Source organism: Pseudomonas sp. (assembly GCF_035554175.1).
In the GTDB taxonomy this organism is placed as follows: Bacteria; Pseudomonadota; Gammaproteobacteria; order Pseudomonadales; family Pseudomonadaceae; genus Aquipseudomonas.
This window is the reverse complement of record NZ_DATMIV010000010.1, coordinates 15,934-33,449: the sequence shown is the minus strand read 5'-3', so window position 1 is coordinate 33,449 and position 17,516 is coordinate 15,934. Positions and strand designations below refer to the sequence as shown.

Sequence of the window (17,516 nt, the reverse complement as noted above, 5' to 3'; positions counted from 1 at the left end):
CACCGCAGACCCTGTAGGAGTGAGCCTGCTCGCGATAGCAGGCCGACATTCAAATCATATGTCGGCTGTGGCACCGCGATCGCGAGCAGGCTCACTCCTGCATTTGTCAGGTGCTGGCCGGAAGAGTTACGCCACCACCTGGTAGCACGGCACATACGCCGCGCCGCCCGGCAGTTTCATCCGGTGCTGGGCGACAAAGGCTTTGAGCAGCGCGTCGAGCGGCTGCATGATCGCCGCATCGCCACGGATCTGGTACGGCCCGTGTTCTTCGATCAGGCGAATGCCCTTGTCCTTGACGTTGCCGGCGACAATCCCCGAAAACGCACGGCGCAGATTGGCTGCCAGTTGGTGCGGCGGCTGGTCGCGATGCAGCTTGAGGTTGGCCATGTTTTCGTGGGTCGGATCGAACGGTCGCTGGAAGCCTTCATCGATTTTCAACAGCCAGTTGAAGTGGAACGCGTCATTACGCTCGCGACGGAACTGCTTCACCTCTTTCAGGCCCTGAGTCATCTGCCGCGCCACCTCGGCGGGGTCGTCGATGATGATCTCGTAGTGCTGTTTCGCTGCTTCGCCCAGGGTAGCGACGACGAACGCATCGAGCTGTTCCAGATACGGCGCGGCATGTTTCGGCCCGGTGAGGATTACCGGGAACGGCAGACCTTTATTGTCCGGGTGCATCAGAATGCCGAGCAGATACAGGAATTCTTCCGCAGTACCGGCGCCACCCGGGAAGATAATGATGCCGTGGCCGACACGGACGAAGGCTTCCAGACGTTTTTCGATGTCCGGCAGGATCACCAGCTCGTTGACGATCGGGTTCGGTGCTTCGGCAGCGATGATGCCCGGCTCGGTCAAACCGAGGTAGCGGCCGCCGTGAATACGTTGTTTGGCATGGGCGATGGTTGCGCCTTTCATCGGGCCTTTCATCACGCCGGGGCCGCAACCGGTGCAGATGTCGAGGCTGCGCAGGCCCAGTTCGTGGCCGACTTTCTTGGTGTATTTGTATTCTTCGGTATTGATCGAGTGACCGCCCCAGCACACCACGATTTTCGGTTCGACGCCCGGACGCAAGGTTCGCGCGTTGCGCAGCAGGTGGAACACGTAGTCGCTGATGCCCTGGGAATTGCTCAGGTCGATGCGTTGGCTGTCGAGTTCGTTTTCGGTGTAGACGATGTCGCGCAGGGCGCTGAACAGCATTTCCCGGGTGCTGGCGATCATCTCGCCATCGACGAACGCGTCGGCGGGAGCGTTCAGCAGCTCCAGACGCACGCCGCGATCCTGTTGGTGAATACGGATTTCGAAGTCCTTGTAGGCTTCGAGGATGGTCTTGGCGTTGTCGACATGGGCGCCGGTATTGAGAATGGCCAGGGCGCACTGGCGGAAGAGGGTGTAGGTGCTGCCGGATCCGGCTTCGCTCAGTTGTTGCACTTCACGTTGAGAAAGGGTTTCCAGACTGCCTTTCGGGCTGACCGAGGCATTGATTACGTGTCGTTGGGTCATGCAGTGATCCTTAAAACGATGGCATCCGCAACGCAGCGGAGGCCATCCGAATAGTGTGTATCCATGAATGAAGATGGCACGATCTGCGCTATACCGCCATGTCCCCGTTGGACGCTGAAAAAATGAAGAGGGACCCCAGCATAGCTAAAACCCGGCGCGATGCGATAATGCGCCGGCGAGTTTTTTCCGTTGCGCCTTTTGTCTCTCAGGGAAGTCATTTTTGATGTTCGAGATCCAGCCGATGGACCCCGCTACCTTTCGTCAACAGACCCGCCGCAGCACGATGATCATCGCCGTGCTGTTTCTGCTACTGGCCATGCTGTTTTCGTCCGTCGCCGTGGCAGTGTTCGGCGACCCCGACGGGGATAATCTGCGATTCAATGTCGGCGGCGTATTCGTGGCATTTCTGCTGACGGCGGGGCTGTTGCGCGGGCGCTTCTGGCATCAGACCTGGATGGCCCCGGCTGTGTACAGCTGGCGTCTCAAGCGCAGTCTGATGAGCATCACCAATGTGATGCATCAGGTGACAGCCGCGGTGCAAAACAACGATCCGACGGCGATGAAGGTACTGCGTTTTTATCATCTCGGCTTGCTGCAGATGCATGAGCTGGACGGCAACTCCAGCGATCATCGGCAATTGCGTGATGAGGTCGAACAGCACAAGGCGCGTATGCAGGCGCTGAACCTTGATCCTCACCAGCCACGCTTCGATCCGCAGTGGCTGGAGACGTTGAAAGCGGCCTCGCGTTAAAACGGAATGTGCCTGGCGCGGCGCAGTTTCCACAAGCGCAGCAGTCGTGCGTACACCAGCAGGTTGACCGCCAGCACGACACTGCCGAGCGCCAGCTGAATCTGCGGGGTCAATCCTGCCGGGTAGATGATCGGCCAGATGTAGTGTTCGATGAAGCCGCCGGCGTATTCAGTCTGCCCGGCCGCGTGACGCAGCAGATTTTCCCAGTAAGTCAGCGGGCAGGTCAGGTGCAAGACCTCGACCGCCACGCCCCACGCGGCTGCGGGCAAATGCAGCCACATCAGTCGCGGCCAGCGCAGCACCAGCAGCCCGCCGAACAGCACGAACAAGATAAAACCCAAATGAAACAGCAGCAGCCCGTCAGCTGCGATTCGGTACAGCATGGTGTCTTCCTGACGTAGAAATGAACAGTGCCATGGTACGCCTGGTGCGCCGAAATGCGCGGGTGCAGTCGGACGCATACGAACAGCTCCACATAAGCGGGGCTCTTCGTATCTTAGAGCTCTTCGAGCTGCGTGAAGTCCGGGTAGGTTGCTCGATACCCCAACGTTCGATCGATCCACGCATTGAGTTCATTGACCATCACCGGCGGATGACCGGGATACGTTTCGAGAGTGCTGCGCAGGGTGCGTTCGATGTCGGCAACACTGTGCAGGTTTCGGGTCTTGATGTAATGGCCGATAAAACAGTCGAGTTCCAGGCGTTCTGTCTTGGACAGATGGATACACTTCAGGCCGTTGACCTGTTTGATTGCAAAATCGTCGCTCACTTATTTCTCTGCAAGGCTTGAAAATTGTTGATGGATTGCTGATTTTTTTTGGCCCTTTGCTCAATTGGTATACCAATCGGAAAGGCGGCGGGCATGCTATCCGCAGCGCGCAAAAAAGTATGTATGACAGTCGAAATGTCAGACAGGCGGTTAGATCGCTCAAGCGACTGTTTTATAGAGGCTGTGCGCGATTGAAACACTTTCTGTAACGCGTGGGATTCGGGAAGGTCATGCCTGTATAACGAAGCGTGGGCGAATTATTCAGGCCAGTTTTTCTATCAGATGCGCGCCTTGGTTGCGCGTATTACCCACCGCTTTGCCGACCTTGTACCATTCGAACGCATCGCTTGGCGCACCTTCGAAAAGCAGCATTTGTTCGGCGCGCTCCGGCGGTGTAGCCGGATCGAGCCATTCCAGAGTCCGTTCTGCATCGAACACTACGGGACGGCGGTCATGGATATCGAGCATGCCGCCCATGCTGTCGGCGGTGATGATGACGAATCCGACATCCTCCCGCTGTACGGCTCCCAGCATCGGAAGTTGTCCGATGGCAGCGCAGAAAACCGGATTGCGGTCTGCGCGACGAATCAACCAGGGCTGTCGGATTTTTTCCCCGACATCGACCCATTCAAACCAGTTATCGACGGGGACGATCAAGCGCTGACGCCAGATTGAGCGAAAGAACGCGCCGTTGGCGACTTTCTCTACCCGAGCGTTGATCGGAGCAGCGCGGTCCTTCGCCCAGTGCGGGCGCCAGCCCCAGCGCAGATTGTCAGCATGGAGGGATTGTTCGTGCTGATGGAGCACCGCCAGCTCCGTGGTCGGCGCGGCGTTATAGCGTTCCAGCGGCGCCTCGCCGACATGATTGATCAACGCATCGGGGATGCTCAACACCGCGACAAAGTCGTGAATCCCGCGATACTGCGTGAGTCTTCCGCACATGGGCTGAATCTCCTCAGGGAAATTTCAGTTTAGTTGCATCTGGTCGATTGTCCGGTAGGGCGCGATCTGCAGTGATTAGGTTATGCAAAAATAGAATTTAAAAATAAAAATCAAGAGCGTTATGGTCTATGCAAATGTCATTTGCAGGTCTCGCCATGATGCTGTTTCGTTTCCTACGCCGCGCTCTCACTACCGCTTTGTTAACTTCGCCATTTGCCTATGCTGCCGAGCCATTGGTCCTGCACGTAGGCGATCAGAACTACTACAACGTCCGTGCATCAATCGAAGCGTCCGGGGTTTTAAAAGATGCGCCCTATACGGTTGACTGGAAGCATTTTCAGGCGGCTGCCCCGCTTGCCGAAGCGTTGCAAACCGGCTCGCTGGATCTTGGCTTTCTCGGCGACTCAGGTTTCCTGTTTCTGGCTGCCAAAAACGCGCCAGTAAAACTGATCGGCGTGTCGCGGCAAAATCCGGACACTATTGCCTTGCTCGTACCCAAGGCTTCACCCGTGAAAACCATCGCCGACCTCAAAGGCAAAAAAGTCGCGTACTGGCCGGGTGCCTGGAGCCAACAATTGACTTTGCGCGCGCTGGAGAAGAGCGGCTTGCCGGAAAATTACGTCGACCTCGTCAAGTTGATGCCAATCGACGCGGCCGCCGCGCTGCCACAGGGCAGCATCGACGCTTTTCCGGTATGGGAGCCGTATATTTCGCAACAGATCGTGTTCTCCGGCGCTCGGCCAATTCTGACGGCGAAAAATCTCATGCCCGGGCTCAGCGCGATTGCTGCTTCGACACCCGCAATCGACAATAAGCGCGAGGCGCTTGCCGATTTCCTCGCACGTTTAAAGCAGGCGCGAGCCTGGGTCGATAACCACACCGATGAGTACGCTGACCTGTGGGCGAAAAAGGCCAACCTCGACCAGCAGGTCTCGCGGCATTGGTTGCGTCAGGCGCACATGACCGTCGGGCCCGTGGATCAACAGGCGGCAGCAGACCTGCAAAGCACCGCGGACTTCCTGTTCAAGGTCAAAGCACTTGCCGCACCGCTGGCCACGGCAGGTCTCATCGACACCTCATTTCAACAGGTCCTGACGCACTGAAGTCCTGCGCCGGAACCAAACCCTGTGTACCTTATCCAACCTGCGCTCGCGAAGCGCGGCGCAGGGACGGAGGAAGGCGAGGGAGTTTTGCCATTCGATAACACGACGGCGGTGGCCGGGCTCAGGGCAAAACATGAAATCCGGATGCAAGCTTCTGTGTGCTGCGTTTATTGCGGTCGGTCTGGCCGGTTGTATCGCCGCGCCGATCGAAATGACCGCGCAAACCCGAACCCGTCTTCAAGACCGGGCACCCGTGCGGTTTCTGCTGACGTTCGATGATGGCCCGAGCGCTTCAGGATTGTGGAATCCAACGGCGACCGTACTCAACAGCCTCCAAACCAATCCGGTGCAAGCGAACATCAAAGCGGTGTTTTTCGTGCAGACCCGAGCACCCCGAGCCGGCGACAGCGAGATTGGTCGAAGCCTCATGCAGCGTGAACACGCGCAGGGGCATATTCTTGCGTTTCACACCGCCACGCACTGGCACACCAACCATCGCTTGCTCGATCCGCAGGAACTGGAGCAGTCACTGAGCGATGGCAGCGCGGACATCGCCGCCATTACCGGCGCTGCGCCAAAACTGCTGCGCCCGCCGTTCTGGAATTATGACAAACGCACATTCGCGGCTTATCAGAAGCACGGGCTGAAGGTTTTACTCACTGACGTAAGCGCCAACGACGGCAAGATCTGGGGATTCAATGCCAGCCCACGACGTCGCGCGAATATGCTGCGTCAGTTGTCCGAAGTGCGTGAACGCATTGCCTACGGCCAATTGCCGACGGTGGATGGCGTCATCCCGGTGGTGGTGACGTTCCATGATCTCAATCGCTACACCGCGCGGCACACCCGCGAGTATTTGCAGATCCTGCTCGATAGCGCGGCCGCTACCGGGGTCAAGCTAGCGGCCAAGCCGTTTTATGACGATCAGGCCGCGCTGGAAAAAGCCGCGCTTGCGCGTACCGTTCAGCAAAGTGCGGAACCGGTGAATCTGCCCGGCTTGTGGAACTGGATCTGGGATCACGACGCGCATTGAGAACTGGGAAATTGTGCACAGAAAATGCGCGCTGGACGTCGAGCCTTTCGGCTGACCTTTACAAGCGCCGTTGAAAGGCCTGGACGATGCGCCGTGTCGCGTCGTTGGTATCGAGATTTTGCACGGCATCCAGCGGATACCAGATGCAATCGACGATTTCATTCTGCGGACGTACGTCATCGATGTTGAGCACCGATGCCTCGTAAACATGATGCCGCGTGCTGCCGGCTTGTAAATCCATCAAGTACAGGACTTCGTTGGCATCCAGCCCGGTTTCTTCCTGCAATTCGCGCACGGCTGCAGCCGCGCGGGTTTCCCCAGGCTCGACCTTGCCGCCCGGCAACGACCAGTGGTGGCGGGATTTGCGTACCAGAAGGACATGCCGATCCTGCTCGCAAATGACGGTAGCGCGTACTTTCATAGGGGCCTTGTTGTAGCTGTCATAAAACTGCAATTAAACTGCAATATTCGAGCCGCCACCGGATTCAAAGGTTCCATCGCAGTAAAGAGTAGGGGATGGCATTAAGTGCCAGAGTTTTGACCGCTAGCGGCTGCGATATCCGGTCGTCATCAGGGGGCGCACCGGGTGTAAGGTGAGCGCGTAAATCGATAGACCTTTGGCAAACAGGAGGTGCTCATGAGCATTCCAATGCTGAACAAGCTGCACATGAACGGTTACGACGTGCTCAGCGTGAACAACGGCCCATGGCGGGTCTGCACCCAGGGTGACCGATTGGCGTCCTTTGCCAGCAGGGAAGAAGCGATGGCTTATGCGGCGGCGCTTCCCGGCTACAGAAAACGCATCAAGCGGGCGCAAAGCCCAAACGCCGATTGATTCGCCGTAATGAAAGAGCCCCGGTTTCGGCCGGGGCTTCTTGTTGGGGGCAGGCAAGTCAGTATCAGTGGATTTTGGTTCGGCTGATGGTCCGGGCTTTTACCTCCTTGGCATAGCTTTGCAATCTTTCCTCGTCGTTCTGCAGAATTTCGCATGAGCGCAGCACGGTCTGAGCGTCCGCCTCATTGCCTGATTTTCGCAGCTGTTCGGCAATGCGCTTGAGGTCGACTGCTGACCATCTCAGGTCCGACGCGACACTTTGCAAATCCCGTTGAAGTTCGTGTTCGTATTCATTGAGCCGCATGATCACCTCCAGAACATTCTCGGTAAAAAAGAGTAGTCGCATTTTCTCGAATGGGAGCAAGTCATCTGACACCCGGCTGAACGGATGTAAAAAATTGTCCAATCGCCCATAACGGCGGGGTGCCACGATGGATGTACAGGCGGTTAAACGTTACATTCGCTTTTTTTCGAACAGGTAAACAACATGCGCATATGGATCGGCAGTCTGGCACTGGCTCTGTTGACCGGGTGCTCGTTACCGGCGTCGCTGGTGCCGGGCGAACCTAACCTCAGCAAGACCAGTGACAAGCCACCCAGGGAATATGCTGCGTGTTTGTTACCGTTGTGGCAGAAGGACGTCGCCAAGACTTCGCAGACGTCGATTTCCAACGGCTATCGGATCACCGCGCCGAGCATCATTACCGCGGACGAAATCCTCGATATCGTCAAATACAAGGACGGCAGCAAAGTGTCGTTGTATCAGGGGCCACCATGGGCGAAGTCCGGGTCGCTGCGCCAATCGGTGCGTGACTGCCTGTAACCACTCTGGGCATTTGTGTTTTCGCTGATACTGGGATTGTTTGCCTGTTACCTGGCTACGAATGACAAATTGCACGGCTGGCTACGCAGGCGAAACGTCACGAAACAATCTTCTTATCCTAGTGAATGGTTCTGCGCTTTTTCCCCCGTTCGACCGGTTCATAACCCTGCATTTACATGACGAGAGGCGCGTATTTGGCTGGCCGGTCGAGTGGCCGTCCGGATCCAGTTGCGGGCAGTTTGTGATGCAGAATCCACGTTGGGTCAGAGAGGATGGCAGGTCAACGCCTTTTGGTGCCGAAATTTTGCTGAGAGATTCCGCTCAAGTTAAGTGGGTTGAATTCAGCCCGATATCGGAGGGTTCATCATGGCGACCGCAAGAGCACCGCGACCAATGCCAAAGCAATACGAACGCCTGTTCACGGGGCCTGACGGCAAACCGCTGGAGGAGCCGTTGATCAAAGCACCGAGCGCTCCGCCTCCGCTCAAATACAGGTCGCCATGCTAATTTCAGCCCCAATCTTGCGCCACCGCCCGGCGAATCGCCTCCAGCAACATCGCGAACGCCGGGTTGTCATTATTTTCCCGCCAGATCAAATGCAGTTCACTCTGCACCCCTTCACCCAGATCGATCTCGCGGAACACCACGTCCTTGAACACCACGCTCGTCGCACAACGCGGCACCAGTGCCAGACCCATGCCGGCGTTCACCAGTGCCAGAATCGTCAGCGATGAGCCTAGCCATTGCACGTAATCCGGCGCTACTCGGGCCGAGCGCAGCATGCCGGTCAACAGTTCGTTGAACGGCGGATAAGCCGCGTGGGAATACATCAGGAACGGCTGTTTATCCAGATCAGCCACTGATACTTCAGTCGCGTTCGCCAACCCATGACCACGCGGCACCGCCAGCACGAACGGTTCGCGCACCAGGCATTCAGTTGCATAGCCTGGCTCAAGCAATGGCGCGCGGGCAATGCCCAGGTCAATGCGACGGGCGCGCAACGCCTCGTGCTGCTGATAGGTGTTCATCTCCGCCAGATCGATTTTCACCTGAGGCTGTTTCAGCCGCGCCTCGGCAATGACCTTCGGCAAGAATTCATACACCGCACTGCCGACGAACGCGATGTTCACTGAGCCGATGTCACCTTCGGCAAACCGGCGTGCGGTGACCGCCGCTTGCTGGGCGCGCTCCAGCAGATTCTGTGCTTCGACGAAAAACGCCCGGCCAGCCGCCGTCAGCGCAACGCTGCGGGTACTGCGGGTGAACAGCTCGACGCCCAGATGATGCTCCAACAACTGGATCTGCCGACTCAACGGCGGCTGAGTCATGTTCAGTCGCTCGGCGGCACGGCGGAAGTTCAATTCGGTGGCGACAGTGGTGAAACAGCGCAGTTGAGTGAGTTCGAACATTGATCTAATCCAGGTATCAATCGAATGCGAGTTTAGATTAGACGGGATCAATGTCCGGCGTCCATGATCGATCCATCACTTCGAGTCATCCCTAAAAAAACAAGATCGGGAGTCGCCCCTTGAAAACCCTGCAGAGTTCGCCGGACATCACGGTACTCGCCCGCGCCGCGGCGAAGGTCAAGCGCCATGTGCTGCCACTGTTCGTGGTGATGTTCATCGTCAATTACATCGACCGGGTCAACATCGGTTTCGTGCGCAGCCATCTGGAGACCGATCTGGGTATCGGTGCAGCGGCGTATGGCCTCGGTGCCGGGCTGTTTTTCATCGGTTACGCGCTGTTCGAAGTGCCGTCCAACATGCTTCTGCAACGCTATGGCGCGCGCGTCTGGCTGACCCGGATCATGTTCACCTGGGGCGCCGCAGCCATGGCCATGGCGTTTGTTCAGGGCGAAACCAGTTTCTACGTCCTGCGCTTTATTCTCGGCGCCGCCGAGGCCGGGTTCTTCCCGGGGATCATTTATTACTTTACCCAGTGGTTGCCGGCGTCCGAGCGTGGCAAAACCATGGCGGTGTTTCTCAGTGGTTCAGCGATTGCCTCGGTGATTTCCGGCCCGGTGTCCGGCGCGCTGTTGCATATCAGTGGGCTGGGCATGCACGGCTGGCAATGGATGTTCCTGATCGAAGGCGCGGCGTCGGTGGTGTTGTGCGCATTTGTCTGGTTCTGGCTGCAATCGCACCCACGCCAGGCCAAGTGGCTGAGCGAAGAAGAACGCGCAGCGCTGGTCGCGGCGATTGCCGAGGAACAGCGTGCTCGTGAAGCGGTGCAGGTTGCCAGGCCGTCGATGTTCAAGCTGCTGGCCGACCGGCAGATCGCGCTGTTCTGCTTCATCTACTTCTCCATCGCCCTGACCATTTACGGCGCGACCTTCTGGCTGCCGAGCATGATCAAGAAGATGGGCAATCTCGGCGACTTTCAGGTCGGGCTGCTCAATTCGATCCCGTGGATCATCTCGATCGTCGCCATGTACGGCTTCGCGGCGCTGGCCGGCAAGTGGAAATTCCAGCAGGCCTGGGTGGCGCTGACACTGGTGATCGCAGCCATCGGCATGTTCATGTCGACCACCGGCGGGCCGGTGTTTGCCTTCGTCGCCATCTGCTTTGCGGCCATCGGCTTCAAAGCGGCGTCGGCGCTGTTCTGGCCGATTCCGCAAAGCTATCTGGACGCGCGCATTGCCGCGGCGGTCATCGCGCTGATCAACTCGATCGGCAATCTCGGCGGTTTCGTCGCACCGACCGCTTTCGGCATTCTCGAACAAACCACCGGCTCCATTGAGGGCGGCCTGTATGGCCTGGCGGCGACATCACTGATCGCTGCCGTGGTGATCTTCTTCGCCCGCACGGCGCCCGGCGCCAAAGGCCAGACCCCGGCAAAGCCTGGTGACGAGACCGCCGTCGGCGCGACGGCCCGTCCGGCTGCGAGCCACTGAATCGATTATTGATCTGTCAGGAGCGTTATCTTGAAAATCACCCGTGTCAGCGTTACCCCGATCGCCTTCCGCGATCCGCCTTTGCTCAATGCCAGTGGCATCCACGAACCCTTCGCTCTGCGCTCCATCATCGAAATCGAGAGTGACAACGGCTACATCGGCCTCGGCGAAAGCTACGGCGATGCCCCGGCACTGGCGATCCAGCAGCAGTTGCAGAGCCAATTGATCGGACTCGATCCGTTCAATCTCAATCAACTGCGCGCGATCGTGCAGGCCACTGTTGCAGCGAACAAACCCGCCAGCATTTCCGGCGCCGAACTGGCGCCCGGTTCTCACGCCAGCAAAGCGCTGAGCAATGCCTATTCGGCATTTGAAGTGGCTTTTCTCGATCTGCAGGCGCATTACCTGAATGTGCCGCTGGTGGATCTGCTCGGCGGCGCGATACGCGATGAAGTACCGTTCAGCGCCTACCTGTTTTTCAAATACGCGCAACATGTCGACTCACCCTATAAGCCGGACAACTGGGGCGAGGCGCTCAGCGAGCAGCAGATCGTTGCGCAGGCGGCGCGGATGATCGAGGCCTACGGTTTCAAGAGCATCAAGCTCAAGGCCGGCACCTTGCCGCCGGAGCATGAAGTGGCTTGCATCAAGGCGTTGAAAAAAGCCTTCCCCGACTATCCCCTGCGCATCGATCCGAATGGCAACTGGTCACTCGAGACGGCGATTCGCATGGCCGAATTGCTCGGCGATGATTTGCAGTATTACGAAGACCCGACTCCGGGCCTTGACGGCATGGCCGAGCTGCACAGGCGCACCGGTCTGCCACTGGCGACCAATATGGTGGTCACTGATTTCGATGAGTTGCGCCATAGCATCGCGCAAAACAGCGTGCAGATCGTCCTTGCCGATCACCATTACTGGGGCGGCCTGCGCGATACGCAGACGCTGGCGAAAATGTGCGATGTGTTCGGTCTCGGCGTGTCGATGCATTCCAACTCGCACTTGGGCATCAGCCTCATGGCCATGGCGCACGTGGCAGCGGCGGTGCCGAATCTGGATTACGCCTGTGACACTCACTACCCGTGGCAGGAGCCGGACGAGGAAGTGATCAAGGGCGGCAAGTTGCCGATTGTCGATGGCTGCGTAAAGATCACCCGCGCGCCGGGGCTGGGGCTGGAACTCGACCCTGAGCAACTGGGCAAGCTGCATGATCAGTACCTGACGTGCGGGATTCGTCAGCGCGATGATGTGCGGCAGATGCAGCGGTACAAGCCAGATTGGAAAGCGGTGAAACCAAGGTTTTGAGGTTATTGCAACTGGCCTTTTCGCGAGCAGGCTCGCTCCCACAGGGGAACGCGTTTCCGAATGTGGGAGCGAGCCTGCTCGCGAATGGCGGCGACTCGATCCTTCATAGGGTATGAACCAGCCAATCCCTGAACGCCTTCAACGAAGGCAAATTCTCATTGCGCGGCGGATATACCAGGTAATAACTGCGCCGACTGGTGATCGGTTCGCCCAGTTGCAGCAAATCACCCTTGAGCAATTCATCCTCGACCAGTATCCGCGGCACCAGGCCCACGCCGATATTGGCCCGTACCGCCTGAATCAAATGCGAGGTCATTTCAAAGCTCGGCCCGACACGCATGCTGCGATGAGGCAGTCGGTGATGGCTGAACCATTCCGCCCACGCCTGGGCATTGCTGCTGACATTGAGCAGTAGCTGTCCGGCAATGTGGCGCTCGGCATCATCGCGCTCAGCCGCCGACAGCTGCGCACTGGCTATCGCCACCAGTTCTTCGGTGTGCAAGGGCAGGGCGGCCAGGCCAGGCCACTCGCCGCCGCCGACGCAGATGGCGGCGTCGATTTCGCTGGTATCGAAATCGATGGTTTCGATCCGCGAATGCAGGTGCACGGTCATGCCCGGATGCGCCGTATAGAAATCCTTCAACCGAGGCAGCAACCATTTCGAACCGAAGGTCGGCAGCGTCGCCAGGCGCAGACTGTGGATGCCCGAGCCGAACGCCATGGCCTGCAACGTCGCGCTGCGAATCTGCCCGAGAGCTTCGGTGAGCTCGCGCTGGTACATGCGCCCGACATCGGTCAGCACCACTTGCCGGCCCTCGCGGCTGAACAGGCGCATGCCGAGCATCTTCTCGAGGATCTGCACCTGGCGGCTGACTGCGCTCTGCGTCAGCGACAACTCATGGGCAGCGCGGGTGTAGCTTTCGTGGCGTGCAGCGGCCTCGAAAGCCAGCAGCAGCGACATGGATGGCGTGAGTGTGCGCGGATTCATTCGTAAAACTCATGGATAGCGGGCCGAATTTACGCTTGTTCGCTGTGTCGTCAGCCATGAACATGGGCGCAATCAGATAGCGGAGCCTGACGCAATCATTCGTTGCGTACAACTGTTCACCGCCACGCAGCCAGATTTGACCGAGATAACCTGACCGATGATTGCCCAGCTGTCGCCTGCGAATGCTTTGACCCGCGATTACCAACAATTCCTCGCAGCCCTGAAAACCAGCGGCTTTCGCGGTGAAATCAGCGCTGATTACGCCAGCCGGGTGGTGCTGGCCACCGACAACTCGATCTATCAACGCCTGCCACAAGCGGCGGTGTTTCCACTGGATGCCAATGATGTAGCGCGGGTGGCGCGGCTGATCGCCGAGCCGGCGTTTCAGCACATAGTGATCACTCCGCGCGGCGGCGGCACCGGCACCAACGGCCAATCGTTGACTGATGGCATCGTCGTCGACCTGTCGCGGCACATGAATCGCATTCTGCAAATCAACGTCGAGGAGCGCTGGGTGCGGGTTCAGGCCGGGGTGGTCAAAGATCAGCTCAATGCCGCATTGAAATCCGCCGGGCTGTTCTTCGCCCCCGAACTGTCGACCTCCAATCGCGCAACTGTCGGCGGCATGATCAACACCGACGCCAGCGGCCAGGGCAGTTGCACTTACGGCAAGACCCGCGATCACGTGCTGGAACTGGACATGATCCTGCGTGGCGGTGAGCGTTTGCACGGGATGGCGCTGGAGCAAAGCGAGCTTGAGGCGCAGTGCGCTCGCGATGATCGGGTTGGCGAAGTCTATCGCTGCGCGCGGCGGATCATTGATGAGCAGGGCGAACTGATCAAGGCGCGATTCCCGGATCTCAACCGCTGCCTGACCGGGTATGACCTGGCGCACCTGCGTGAGGCCGACCAGCGCTTCAACCTCAACAGCGTGCTCTGCGGCGCTGAAGGTTCGTTGGGGTTTGTCGTTGAGGCGCGGTTGAACGTGCTGCCGATTCCCAAACACACGATGCTGGTGAATATCCGCTATGCCGGTTTCATGGATGCCTTGCGCGATGCACAGGCGTTGATGGCGCTCAAGCCGCTGTCGATCGAAACGGTGGATTCGAAAGTCTTGCTGCTGGCGATGCAGGACATCGTCTGGCACGGCGTCGCCGAATACTTTCCGCAAAACGTTGAGCGCCCGATACTGGGCATCAACCTTGTCGAATTCTGCGGTGACGACCCCGAAGACTTGCAGCGCCGCGTCGAGGCGTTCATCCAACACCTGCAAGACGACCCGACGGTAGAACGCCTGGGCCATACGCTGGCGGTCGGTCAGGCAGCGGTGAACAAGGTCTACGGCATGCGCAAACGTGCGGTGGGCCTGCTCGGCAACGTCGCCGGTGAAGCCCGACCGCAGCCCTTCGTTGAAGACACCGCTGTGCCGCCGCAACATTTGGCCGAATACATCGCCGAGTTGCGCGATTTGCTCGACAGCCATGGTTTGCAGTACGGCATGTTCGGCCATGTCGATGCCGGCGTGTTGCACGTACGGCCGATTCTCGACATGAAAGACCCGCAGCAAGCGGCGTTGGTGCGCCCGGTGTCCGATGGTGTCGCCGCGTTGACCCAGCGCTACGGCGGCCTGCTTTGGGGTGAGCACGGCAAGGGGTTGCGTTCGGAATACGCGCCGGCATTCTTCGGCGAGTTGTATCCGGCGCTGCAAGCCTTGAAAGCGGCGTTCGACCCGTTCAACCAGTTCAACCCGGGCAAAATCGCCACGCCGGCCAACAGCGGCGCCGCGTTGCTGAGGATCGATGAAGTCACGCTGCGCGGCGAGCTGGATCGGCAGATCGATGAGAAAGTCTGGCAGAGCTACGGCGCGGCCATGCACTGCAACGGCAACGGTGCCTGCTACAACTTCGATCCCGACGACGCCATGTGCCCGTCGTGGAAAGCCACCCGCGAACGCGCGCAGTCGCCCAAGGGGCGCGCCTCGCTGATTCGCGAATGGCTGCGGTTGCAGGGCGAGGCGGGGGTCGATGTGCTCTCGGATGCGATCCGTAAACCGGCATTTTTTCGCACGCTGTGGCAGCGCTGGCGCAACAGCCGCGATCCGTCGGCGGACTTTTCCCATGAGGTGTACGACGCCATGGCTGGTTGCCTGGCCTGCAAGTCCTGCGCGGGACAATGCCCGGTGAAGGTCAACGTGCCGGAATTTCGCTCGCGCTTCCTTGAGCTGTATCACAGCCGTTATCTGCGTCCGGCGCGGGATTACCTGATTGCCTCGCTGGAATACACCATTCCCGACATGGCGCGGATTCCGGCGCTGTACAACGGTTTGATGGGCGCGGCTCGGATTCGCGCCGTGCTGGCGAGTGTCGGCGGTATGGTCGATGTGCCGTTGCTCAGCCGTTTCGATTTCCATGCAGCGATGCGCCGGTGGCAGGTGCAGCCGGCGACGGTTGCGACGTTGACGGCACTGACGCCAGAGCAACGCGAGCGCAGTGTGGTGATCGTGCAGGACGCCTTTACTCGCTACTTCGAAGCGCCGCTGTTGGCGGATCTGGTCGAGCTGATTTCGCGTCTGGGCTATCAGGCGTATCTGGCGCCGTTCAGCGCCAATGGCAAACCGCTGCATGTGCAGGGCTTCCTCTCGGCATTCAATCGCGCGGCGTTGCGCAACGCTGAGCAATTGCAGGCGCTGGCGCAGACTGGCGTGCCATTGCTGGGGCTCGATCCGGCGATGACGCTGGTCTATCGCCAGGAATACCTGAAAGTGCCGGGCATGCCAGCCTGCCCGGAAGTGGCGCTGGTGCAGGAGTGGTTGCTCAGGGTCATGCCGGAGCAGGCGTTCAAGGGCCAATCCAACGCATTCCGCCTGCTCGCCCATTGCACCGAGAAAACCAACGCGCCGGCCGCGACCCGGCAGTGGGAACAGCTCTTCGAGCGAGCCGGCATGAAGTTGGCCACCCAGGCCACCGGATGCTGCGGCATGTCCGGCACTTACGGCCACGAAGCGCGCAATCGCCAGACTTCAGCGCTGATTTACGAACAATCGTGGGCGCGTCAGGTGCAGGCACCGGCGGAGCAGGGCGAGGCGTTGGCGACCGGTTATTCCTGCCGCAGCCAGGTCAAGCGCCAGTCGGATCGGGCGTTGCGCCATCCGTTGCAGGTGTTGCTGGAGACGCTGCGTCGCTGACCGAGTCGCTGGCGTCCTTGTCCCAGATCAGGCGCGGATCGAAACTCATCGCCGCGAGCATGGTGAACACAACGACCAGGCCGAAGAACAGGATGCCCGGTCGCGGCTCGATATCGCCCAGCGCCTGGAATTTCACCAGCGCCGCGACCAGCGCGACCACCAGCACGTCGAGCATCGACCAATAGCCGATCAGCTCGACGAAGCGGTACAGCTTGGAGCGCTCCTTGCGCGCCCAGTCGCTGCCACGCTGCACGGTCACCAGCAACAACGTCAGGGCAACGAATTTGACCCCCGGCACCGCAATGCTGGCGATGAAAATGATCAGCGCAATGTCCCATGCCCCCGCTTCCCAGAACTCCAGCACGCCGCTCATGATCGTGCTGTCGGCGCCGTTGCCGAGCATAACGGTGTTCATCACCGGCAGCAGATTGGCCGGGATATAAAAAATCAGCGCGGCGAGCATGTACGCCCAGGTTCGCGTCAGTGAATTGGTCTTGCGTCGATGCAACGGCGCATCGCAGCGCGGGCACTCATGCGGCTCGTCAGTCATGTCGCAGGCCAGGCCGCAGCTGTGGCACAGGCACAGGTTGAGTTCGCTGGCAGTCGGCGCACGCTTCATAGTGTGTCCCAGAGTTCGCGGATGTCGCGCCCGGCAATGCGGATCATCATCAGGCTCAGCACCGCCAGAGCAAACAGGCCGATACCGGGCAGCACATCGAGCAGGCCGGCAAGTTTGAACACCGCAACCATTGCTCCCAGCAGACACACTTCCAGCATGCTCCACGGGCGCAGGGTTTCCAGCCAGCGCATGCACAGATTGAAACCCGGCGCCCGGCGCAGGCCGAGGGCAAAACTCAGCACCCAGATCAGTAGAACCAGTTGGAACGCCGGGGCGATGATGATCGCAATCGCTGCGACCAGGGCGATGAAGGTGATCGGGCCTTGGCTGAGCGCCAGTACCGAATCCCACAGGGTTGCGCTGTTTTTCATGCCCTGGAGGCTGATGCTCATCACCGGGTAGAAATTGGCGAACAGCCACAGCATCGCCGCTGTGCAGGTCAGGGCCAGACGCTGCTCGATGCTCAGGCCATTAAAGCGCTGCAGCACGCCACCGCAGCGCGGGCACAGGGTTTTCTGGTGTTTGCCGAGCACGGCTTTTTCGTACACGCAGTCACAGTGTTCGCAGATGATCAGGTGTGCGGTAGTGACCATGGACAACGCTCGACGATGGGCCGCGAGAAAACGGCAGGCCTGTTGACTATAGAAGGCCCGCGCGGATGGGCAACCGTGACTCTTCAAATTGATGGTTTTGCTGAGAATCACCCTTGGTAAAAACGTGCATTTTGATGTTATAAGGTAACACGAAATTTGCGGTCAGCGTTGTGGC

The 17,516-nt window shown here is 59.2% G+C and carries 18 protein-coding genes; 8 read left to right on the top strand and 10 right to left on the bottom strand.

All coding sequences use genetic code 11. The annotated features are described in order from the left end of the window. Window positions 1-126: 126 nt before the first annotated feature. On the bottom strand, window positions 127-1,500 hold the full coding sequence (gene ppnN, locus VNV36_RS03670; protein ID WP_325716336.1) for a nucleotide 5'-monophosphate nucleosidase PpnN: 1,374 nt from the start codon (window positions 1,498-1,500) through the stop codon (window positions 127-129). A gap of 223 nt (window positions 1,501-1,723) precedes the next feature. Between ppnN and VNV36_RS03665 the strand changes: the two genes are divergently transcribed. Beyond that, window positions 1,724-2,251: a DUF3087 domain-containing protein gene (locus VNV36_RS03665; protein ID WP_325716335.1), complete on the top strand. Its 528-nt coding sequence runs from the start codon at window positions 1,724-1,726 to the stop codon at window positions 2,249-2,251. Here the strand turns inward: VNV36_RS03665 and VNV36_RS03660 are convergent. From VNV36_RS03660 to VNV36_RS03650, 3 genes are all read right to left on the bottom strand, one after another. After that, entirely contained in the window at window positions 2,248-2,634 is a 387-nt protein-coding gene (locus VNV36_RS03660; protein ID WP_325716334.1) for a DUF2784 domain-containing protein, read from the bottom strand. The two genes, VNV36_RS03665 and VNV36_RS03660, sit on opposite strands and share 4 nt — an antisense overlap. 113 nt (window positions 2,635-2,747) lie before the next feature. Further along, window positions 2,748-3,020, bottom strand: coding sequence for a hypothetical protein (locus VNV36_RS03655; RefSeq protein ID WP_325716332.1), 273 nt, complete (start codon window positions 3,018-3,020; stop codon window positions 2,748-2,750). Between the two features lie 261 nt (window positions 3,021-3,281). Further along, complete coding sequence (locus VNV36_RS03650) at window positions 3,282-3,962, bottom strand: SOS response-associated peptidase (protein WP_325716330.1); 681 nt, start codon at window positions 3,960-3,962, stop codon at window positions 3,282-3,284. Window positions 3,963-4,117: 155 nt separating this feature from the next. Between VNV36_RS03650 and VNV36_RS03645 the strand changes: the two genes are divergently transcribed. Together VNV36_RS03645 and VNV36_RS03640 are read left to right on the top strand one after the other, a co-directional pair. Continuing rightward, window positions 4,118-5,065 (top strand): ABC transporter substrate-binding protein, encoded by a 948-nt coding sequence (locus VNV36_RS03645; protein WP_325716807.1) that lies wholly within the window; start codon window positions 4,118-4,120, stop codon window positions 5,063-5,065. 133 nt (window positions 5,066-5,198) lie between these two features. After that, window positions 5,199-6,098, top strand: coding sequence for a polysaccharide deacetylase family protein (locus VNV36_RS03640; protein WP_325716328.1), 900 nt, complete (start codon window positions 5,199-5,201; stop codon window positions 6,096-6,098). A 58-nt stretch (window positions 6,099-6,156) separates the two neighbouring features. Here the strand turns inward: VNV36_RS03640 and VNV36_RS03635 are convergent, their stop codons facing one another. Further along, window positions 6,157-6,519: an NUDIX hydrolase gene (locus VNV36_RS03635; protein ID WP_325716326.1), complete on the bottom strand. Its 363-nt coding sequence runs from the start codon at window positions 6,517-6,519 to the stop codon at window positions 6,157-6,159. Between the two features lie 216 nt (window positions 6,520-6,735). Here VNV36_RS03635 and VNV36_RS03630 point away from each other — a divergent pair, with 216 nt between their 5' ends. Next, complete coding sequence (locus VNV36_RS03630; RefSeq protein WP_325716324.1) at window positions 6,736-6,933, top strand: DUF2188 domain-containing protein; 198 nt, start codon at window positions 6,736-6,738, stop codon at window positions 6,931-6,933. A 64-nt stretch (window positions 6,934-6,997) separates the two neighbouring features. Here VNV36_RS03630 and VNV36_RS03625 read toward each other — a convergent pair whose 3' ends face one another. Then, window positions 6,998-7,237, bottom strand: a complete 240-nt coding sequence (locus VNV36_RS03625; protein WP_325716322.1) for a hypothetical protein — start codon at window positions 7,235-7,237, stop codon at window positions 6,998-7,000. Window positions 7,238-7,420: 183 nt separating this feature from the next. On the opposite strand from VNV36_RS03625, the gene VNV36_RS03620 reads away from it, so the two are divergent. Then, complete coding sequence (locus VNV36_RS03620) at window positions 7,421-7,756, top strand: hypothetical protein (protein ID WP_325716320.1); 336 nt, start codon at window positions 7,421-7,423, stop codon at window positions 7,754-7,756. Window positions 7,757-8,265: 509 nt separating this feature from the next. Here the strand turns inward: VNV36_RS03620 and VNV36_RS03615 are convergent. Next, window positions 8,266-9,165: a LysR family transcriptional regulator gene (locus VNV36_RS03615; RefSeq protein ID WP_325716318.1), complete on the bottom strand. Its 900-nt coding sequence runs from the start codon at window positions 9,163-9,165 to the stop codon at window positions 8,266-8,268. A gap of 119 nt (window positions 9,166-9,284) precedes the next feature. Between VNV36_RS03615 and VNV36_RS03610 the strand changes: the two genes are divergently transcribed. Beyond that, window positions 9,285-10,652 (top strand): MFS transporter, encoded by a 1,368-nt coding sequence (locus tag VNV36_RS03610; RefSeq protein ID WP_325716316.1) that lies wholly within the window; start codon window positions 9,285-9,287, stop codon window positions 10,650-10,652. Window positions 10,653-10,682: 30 nt separating this feature from the next. Next, complete coding sequence (locus VNV36_RS03605; RefSeq protein WP_325716314.1) at window positions 10,683-11,957, top strand: glucarate dehydratase family protein; 1,275 nt, start codon at window positions 10,683-10,685, stop codon at window positions 11,955-11,957. Between the two features lie 103 nt (window positions 11,958-12,060). On the opposite strand, the gene VNV36_RS03600 is transcribed toward VNV36_RS03605, so the two are convergent. Further along, window positions 12,061-12,945: a LysR substrate-binding domain-containing protein gene (locus VNV36_RS03600; RefSeq protein ID WP_325716312.1), complete on the bottom strand. Its 885-nt coding sequence runs from the start codon at window positions 12,943-12,945 to the stop codon at window positions 12,061-12,063. Between the two features lie 157 nt (window positions 12,946-13,102). Here VNV36_RS03600 and ydiJ point away from each other — a divergent pair, with 157 nt between their 5' ends. Beyond that, window positions 13,103-16,129: a D-2-hydroxyglutarate dehydrogenase YdiJ gene (gene ydiJ, locus VNV36_RS03595; RefSeq protein ID WP_325716310.1), complete on the top strand. Its 3,027-nt coding sequence runs from the start codon at window positions 13,103-13,105 to the stop codon at window positions 16,127-16,129. On the opposite strand, the gene VNV36_RS03590 is transcribed toward ydiJ, so the two are convergent. After that, window positions 16,062-16,748: a paraquat-inducible protein A gene (locus VNV36_RS03590; protein WP_325716308.1), complete on the bottom strand. Its 687-nt coding sequence runs from the start codon at window positions 16,746-16,748 to the stop codon at window positions 16,062-16,064. The two genes, ydiJ and VNV36_RS03590, sit on opposite strands and share 68 nt — an antisense overlap. Continuing rightward, window positions 16,745-17,341, bottom strand: a complete 597-nt coding sequence (locus VNV36_RS03585) for a paraquat-inducible protein A (RefSeq protein ID WP_325716306.1) — start codon at window positions 17,339-17,341, stop codon at window positions 16,745-16,747. The genes VNV36_RS03590 and VNV36_RS03585 overlap by 4 nt, the downstream gene beginning before the upstream one ends. Window positions 17,342-17,516 lie beyond the last annotated feature (175 nt).

What these genes read in the sequence shown, in the direction of transcription:
- ydiJ (WP_325716310.1), top strand. Translation starts at nt 13,103, where the DNA reads ATGATTGCCCAGCTGTCGCCTGCGAATGCTTTGACCCGCGATTACCAA.
- VNV36_RS03640 (WP_325716328.1), top strand. Translation starts at nt 5,199, where the DNA reads ATGAAATCCGGATGCAAGCTTCTGTGTGCTGCGTTTATTGCGGTCGGT.
- VNV36_RS03650 (WP_325716330.1), bottom strand. Translation starts at nt 3,962, where the DNA reads ATGTGCGGAAGACTCACGCAGTATCGCGGGATTCACGACTTTGTCGCG.
- VNV36_RS03585 (WP_325716306.1), bottom strand. Translation starts at nt 17,341, where the DNA reads ATGGTCACTACCGCACACCTGATCATCTGCGAACACTGTGACTGCGTG.
- VNV36_RS03630 (WP_325716324.1), top strand. Translation starts at nt 6,736, where the DNA reads ATGAGCATTCCAATGCTGAACAAGCTGCACATGAACGGTTACGACGTG.
- VNV36_RS03620 (WP_325716320.1), top strand. Translation starts at nt 7,421, where the DNA reads ATGCGCATATGGATCGGCAGTCTGGCACTGGCTCTGTTGACCGGGTGC.
- VNV36_RS03635 (WP_325716326.1), bottom strand. Translation starts at nt 6,519, where the DNA reads ATGAAAGTACGCGCTACCGTCATTTGCGAGCAGGATCGGCATGTCCTT.
- ppnN (WP_325716336.1), bottom strand. Translation starts at nt 1,500, where the DNA reads ATGACCCAACGACACGTAATCAATGCCTCGGTCAGCCCGAAAGGCAGT.
- VNV36_RS03665 (WP_325716335.1), top strand. Translation starts at nt 1,724, where the DNA reads ATGTTCGAGATCCAGCCGATGGACCCCGCTACCTTTCGTCAACAGACC.
- VNV36_RS03625 (WP_325716322.1), bottom strand. Translation starts at nt 7,237, where the DNA reads ATGCGGCTCAATGAATACGAACACGAACTTCAACGGGATTTGCAAAGT.
- VNV36_RS03590 (WP_325716308.1), bottom strand. Translation starts at nt 16,748, where the DNA reads ATGAAGCGTGCGCCGACTGCCAGCGAACTCAACCTGTGCCTGTGCCAC.
- VNV36_RS03660 (WP_325716334.1), bottom strand. Translation starts at nt 2,634, where the DNA reads ATGCTGTACCGAATCGCAGCTGACGGGCTGCTGCTGTTTCATTTGGGT.
- VNV36_RS03645 (WP_325716807.1), top strand. Translation starts at nt 4,118, where the DNA reads ATGATGCTGTTTCGTTTCCTACGCCGCGCTCTCACTACCGCTTTGTTA.
- VNV36_RS03615 (WP_325716318.1), bottom strand. Translation starts at nt 9,165, where the DNA reads ATGTTCGAACTCACTCAACTGCGCTGTTTCACCACTGTCGCCACCGAA.
- VNV36_RS03600 (WP_325716312.1), bottom strand. Translation starts at nt 12,945, where the DNA reads ATGAATCCGCGCACACTCACGCCATCCATGTCGCTGCTGCTGGCTTTC.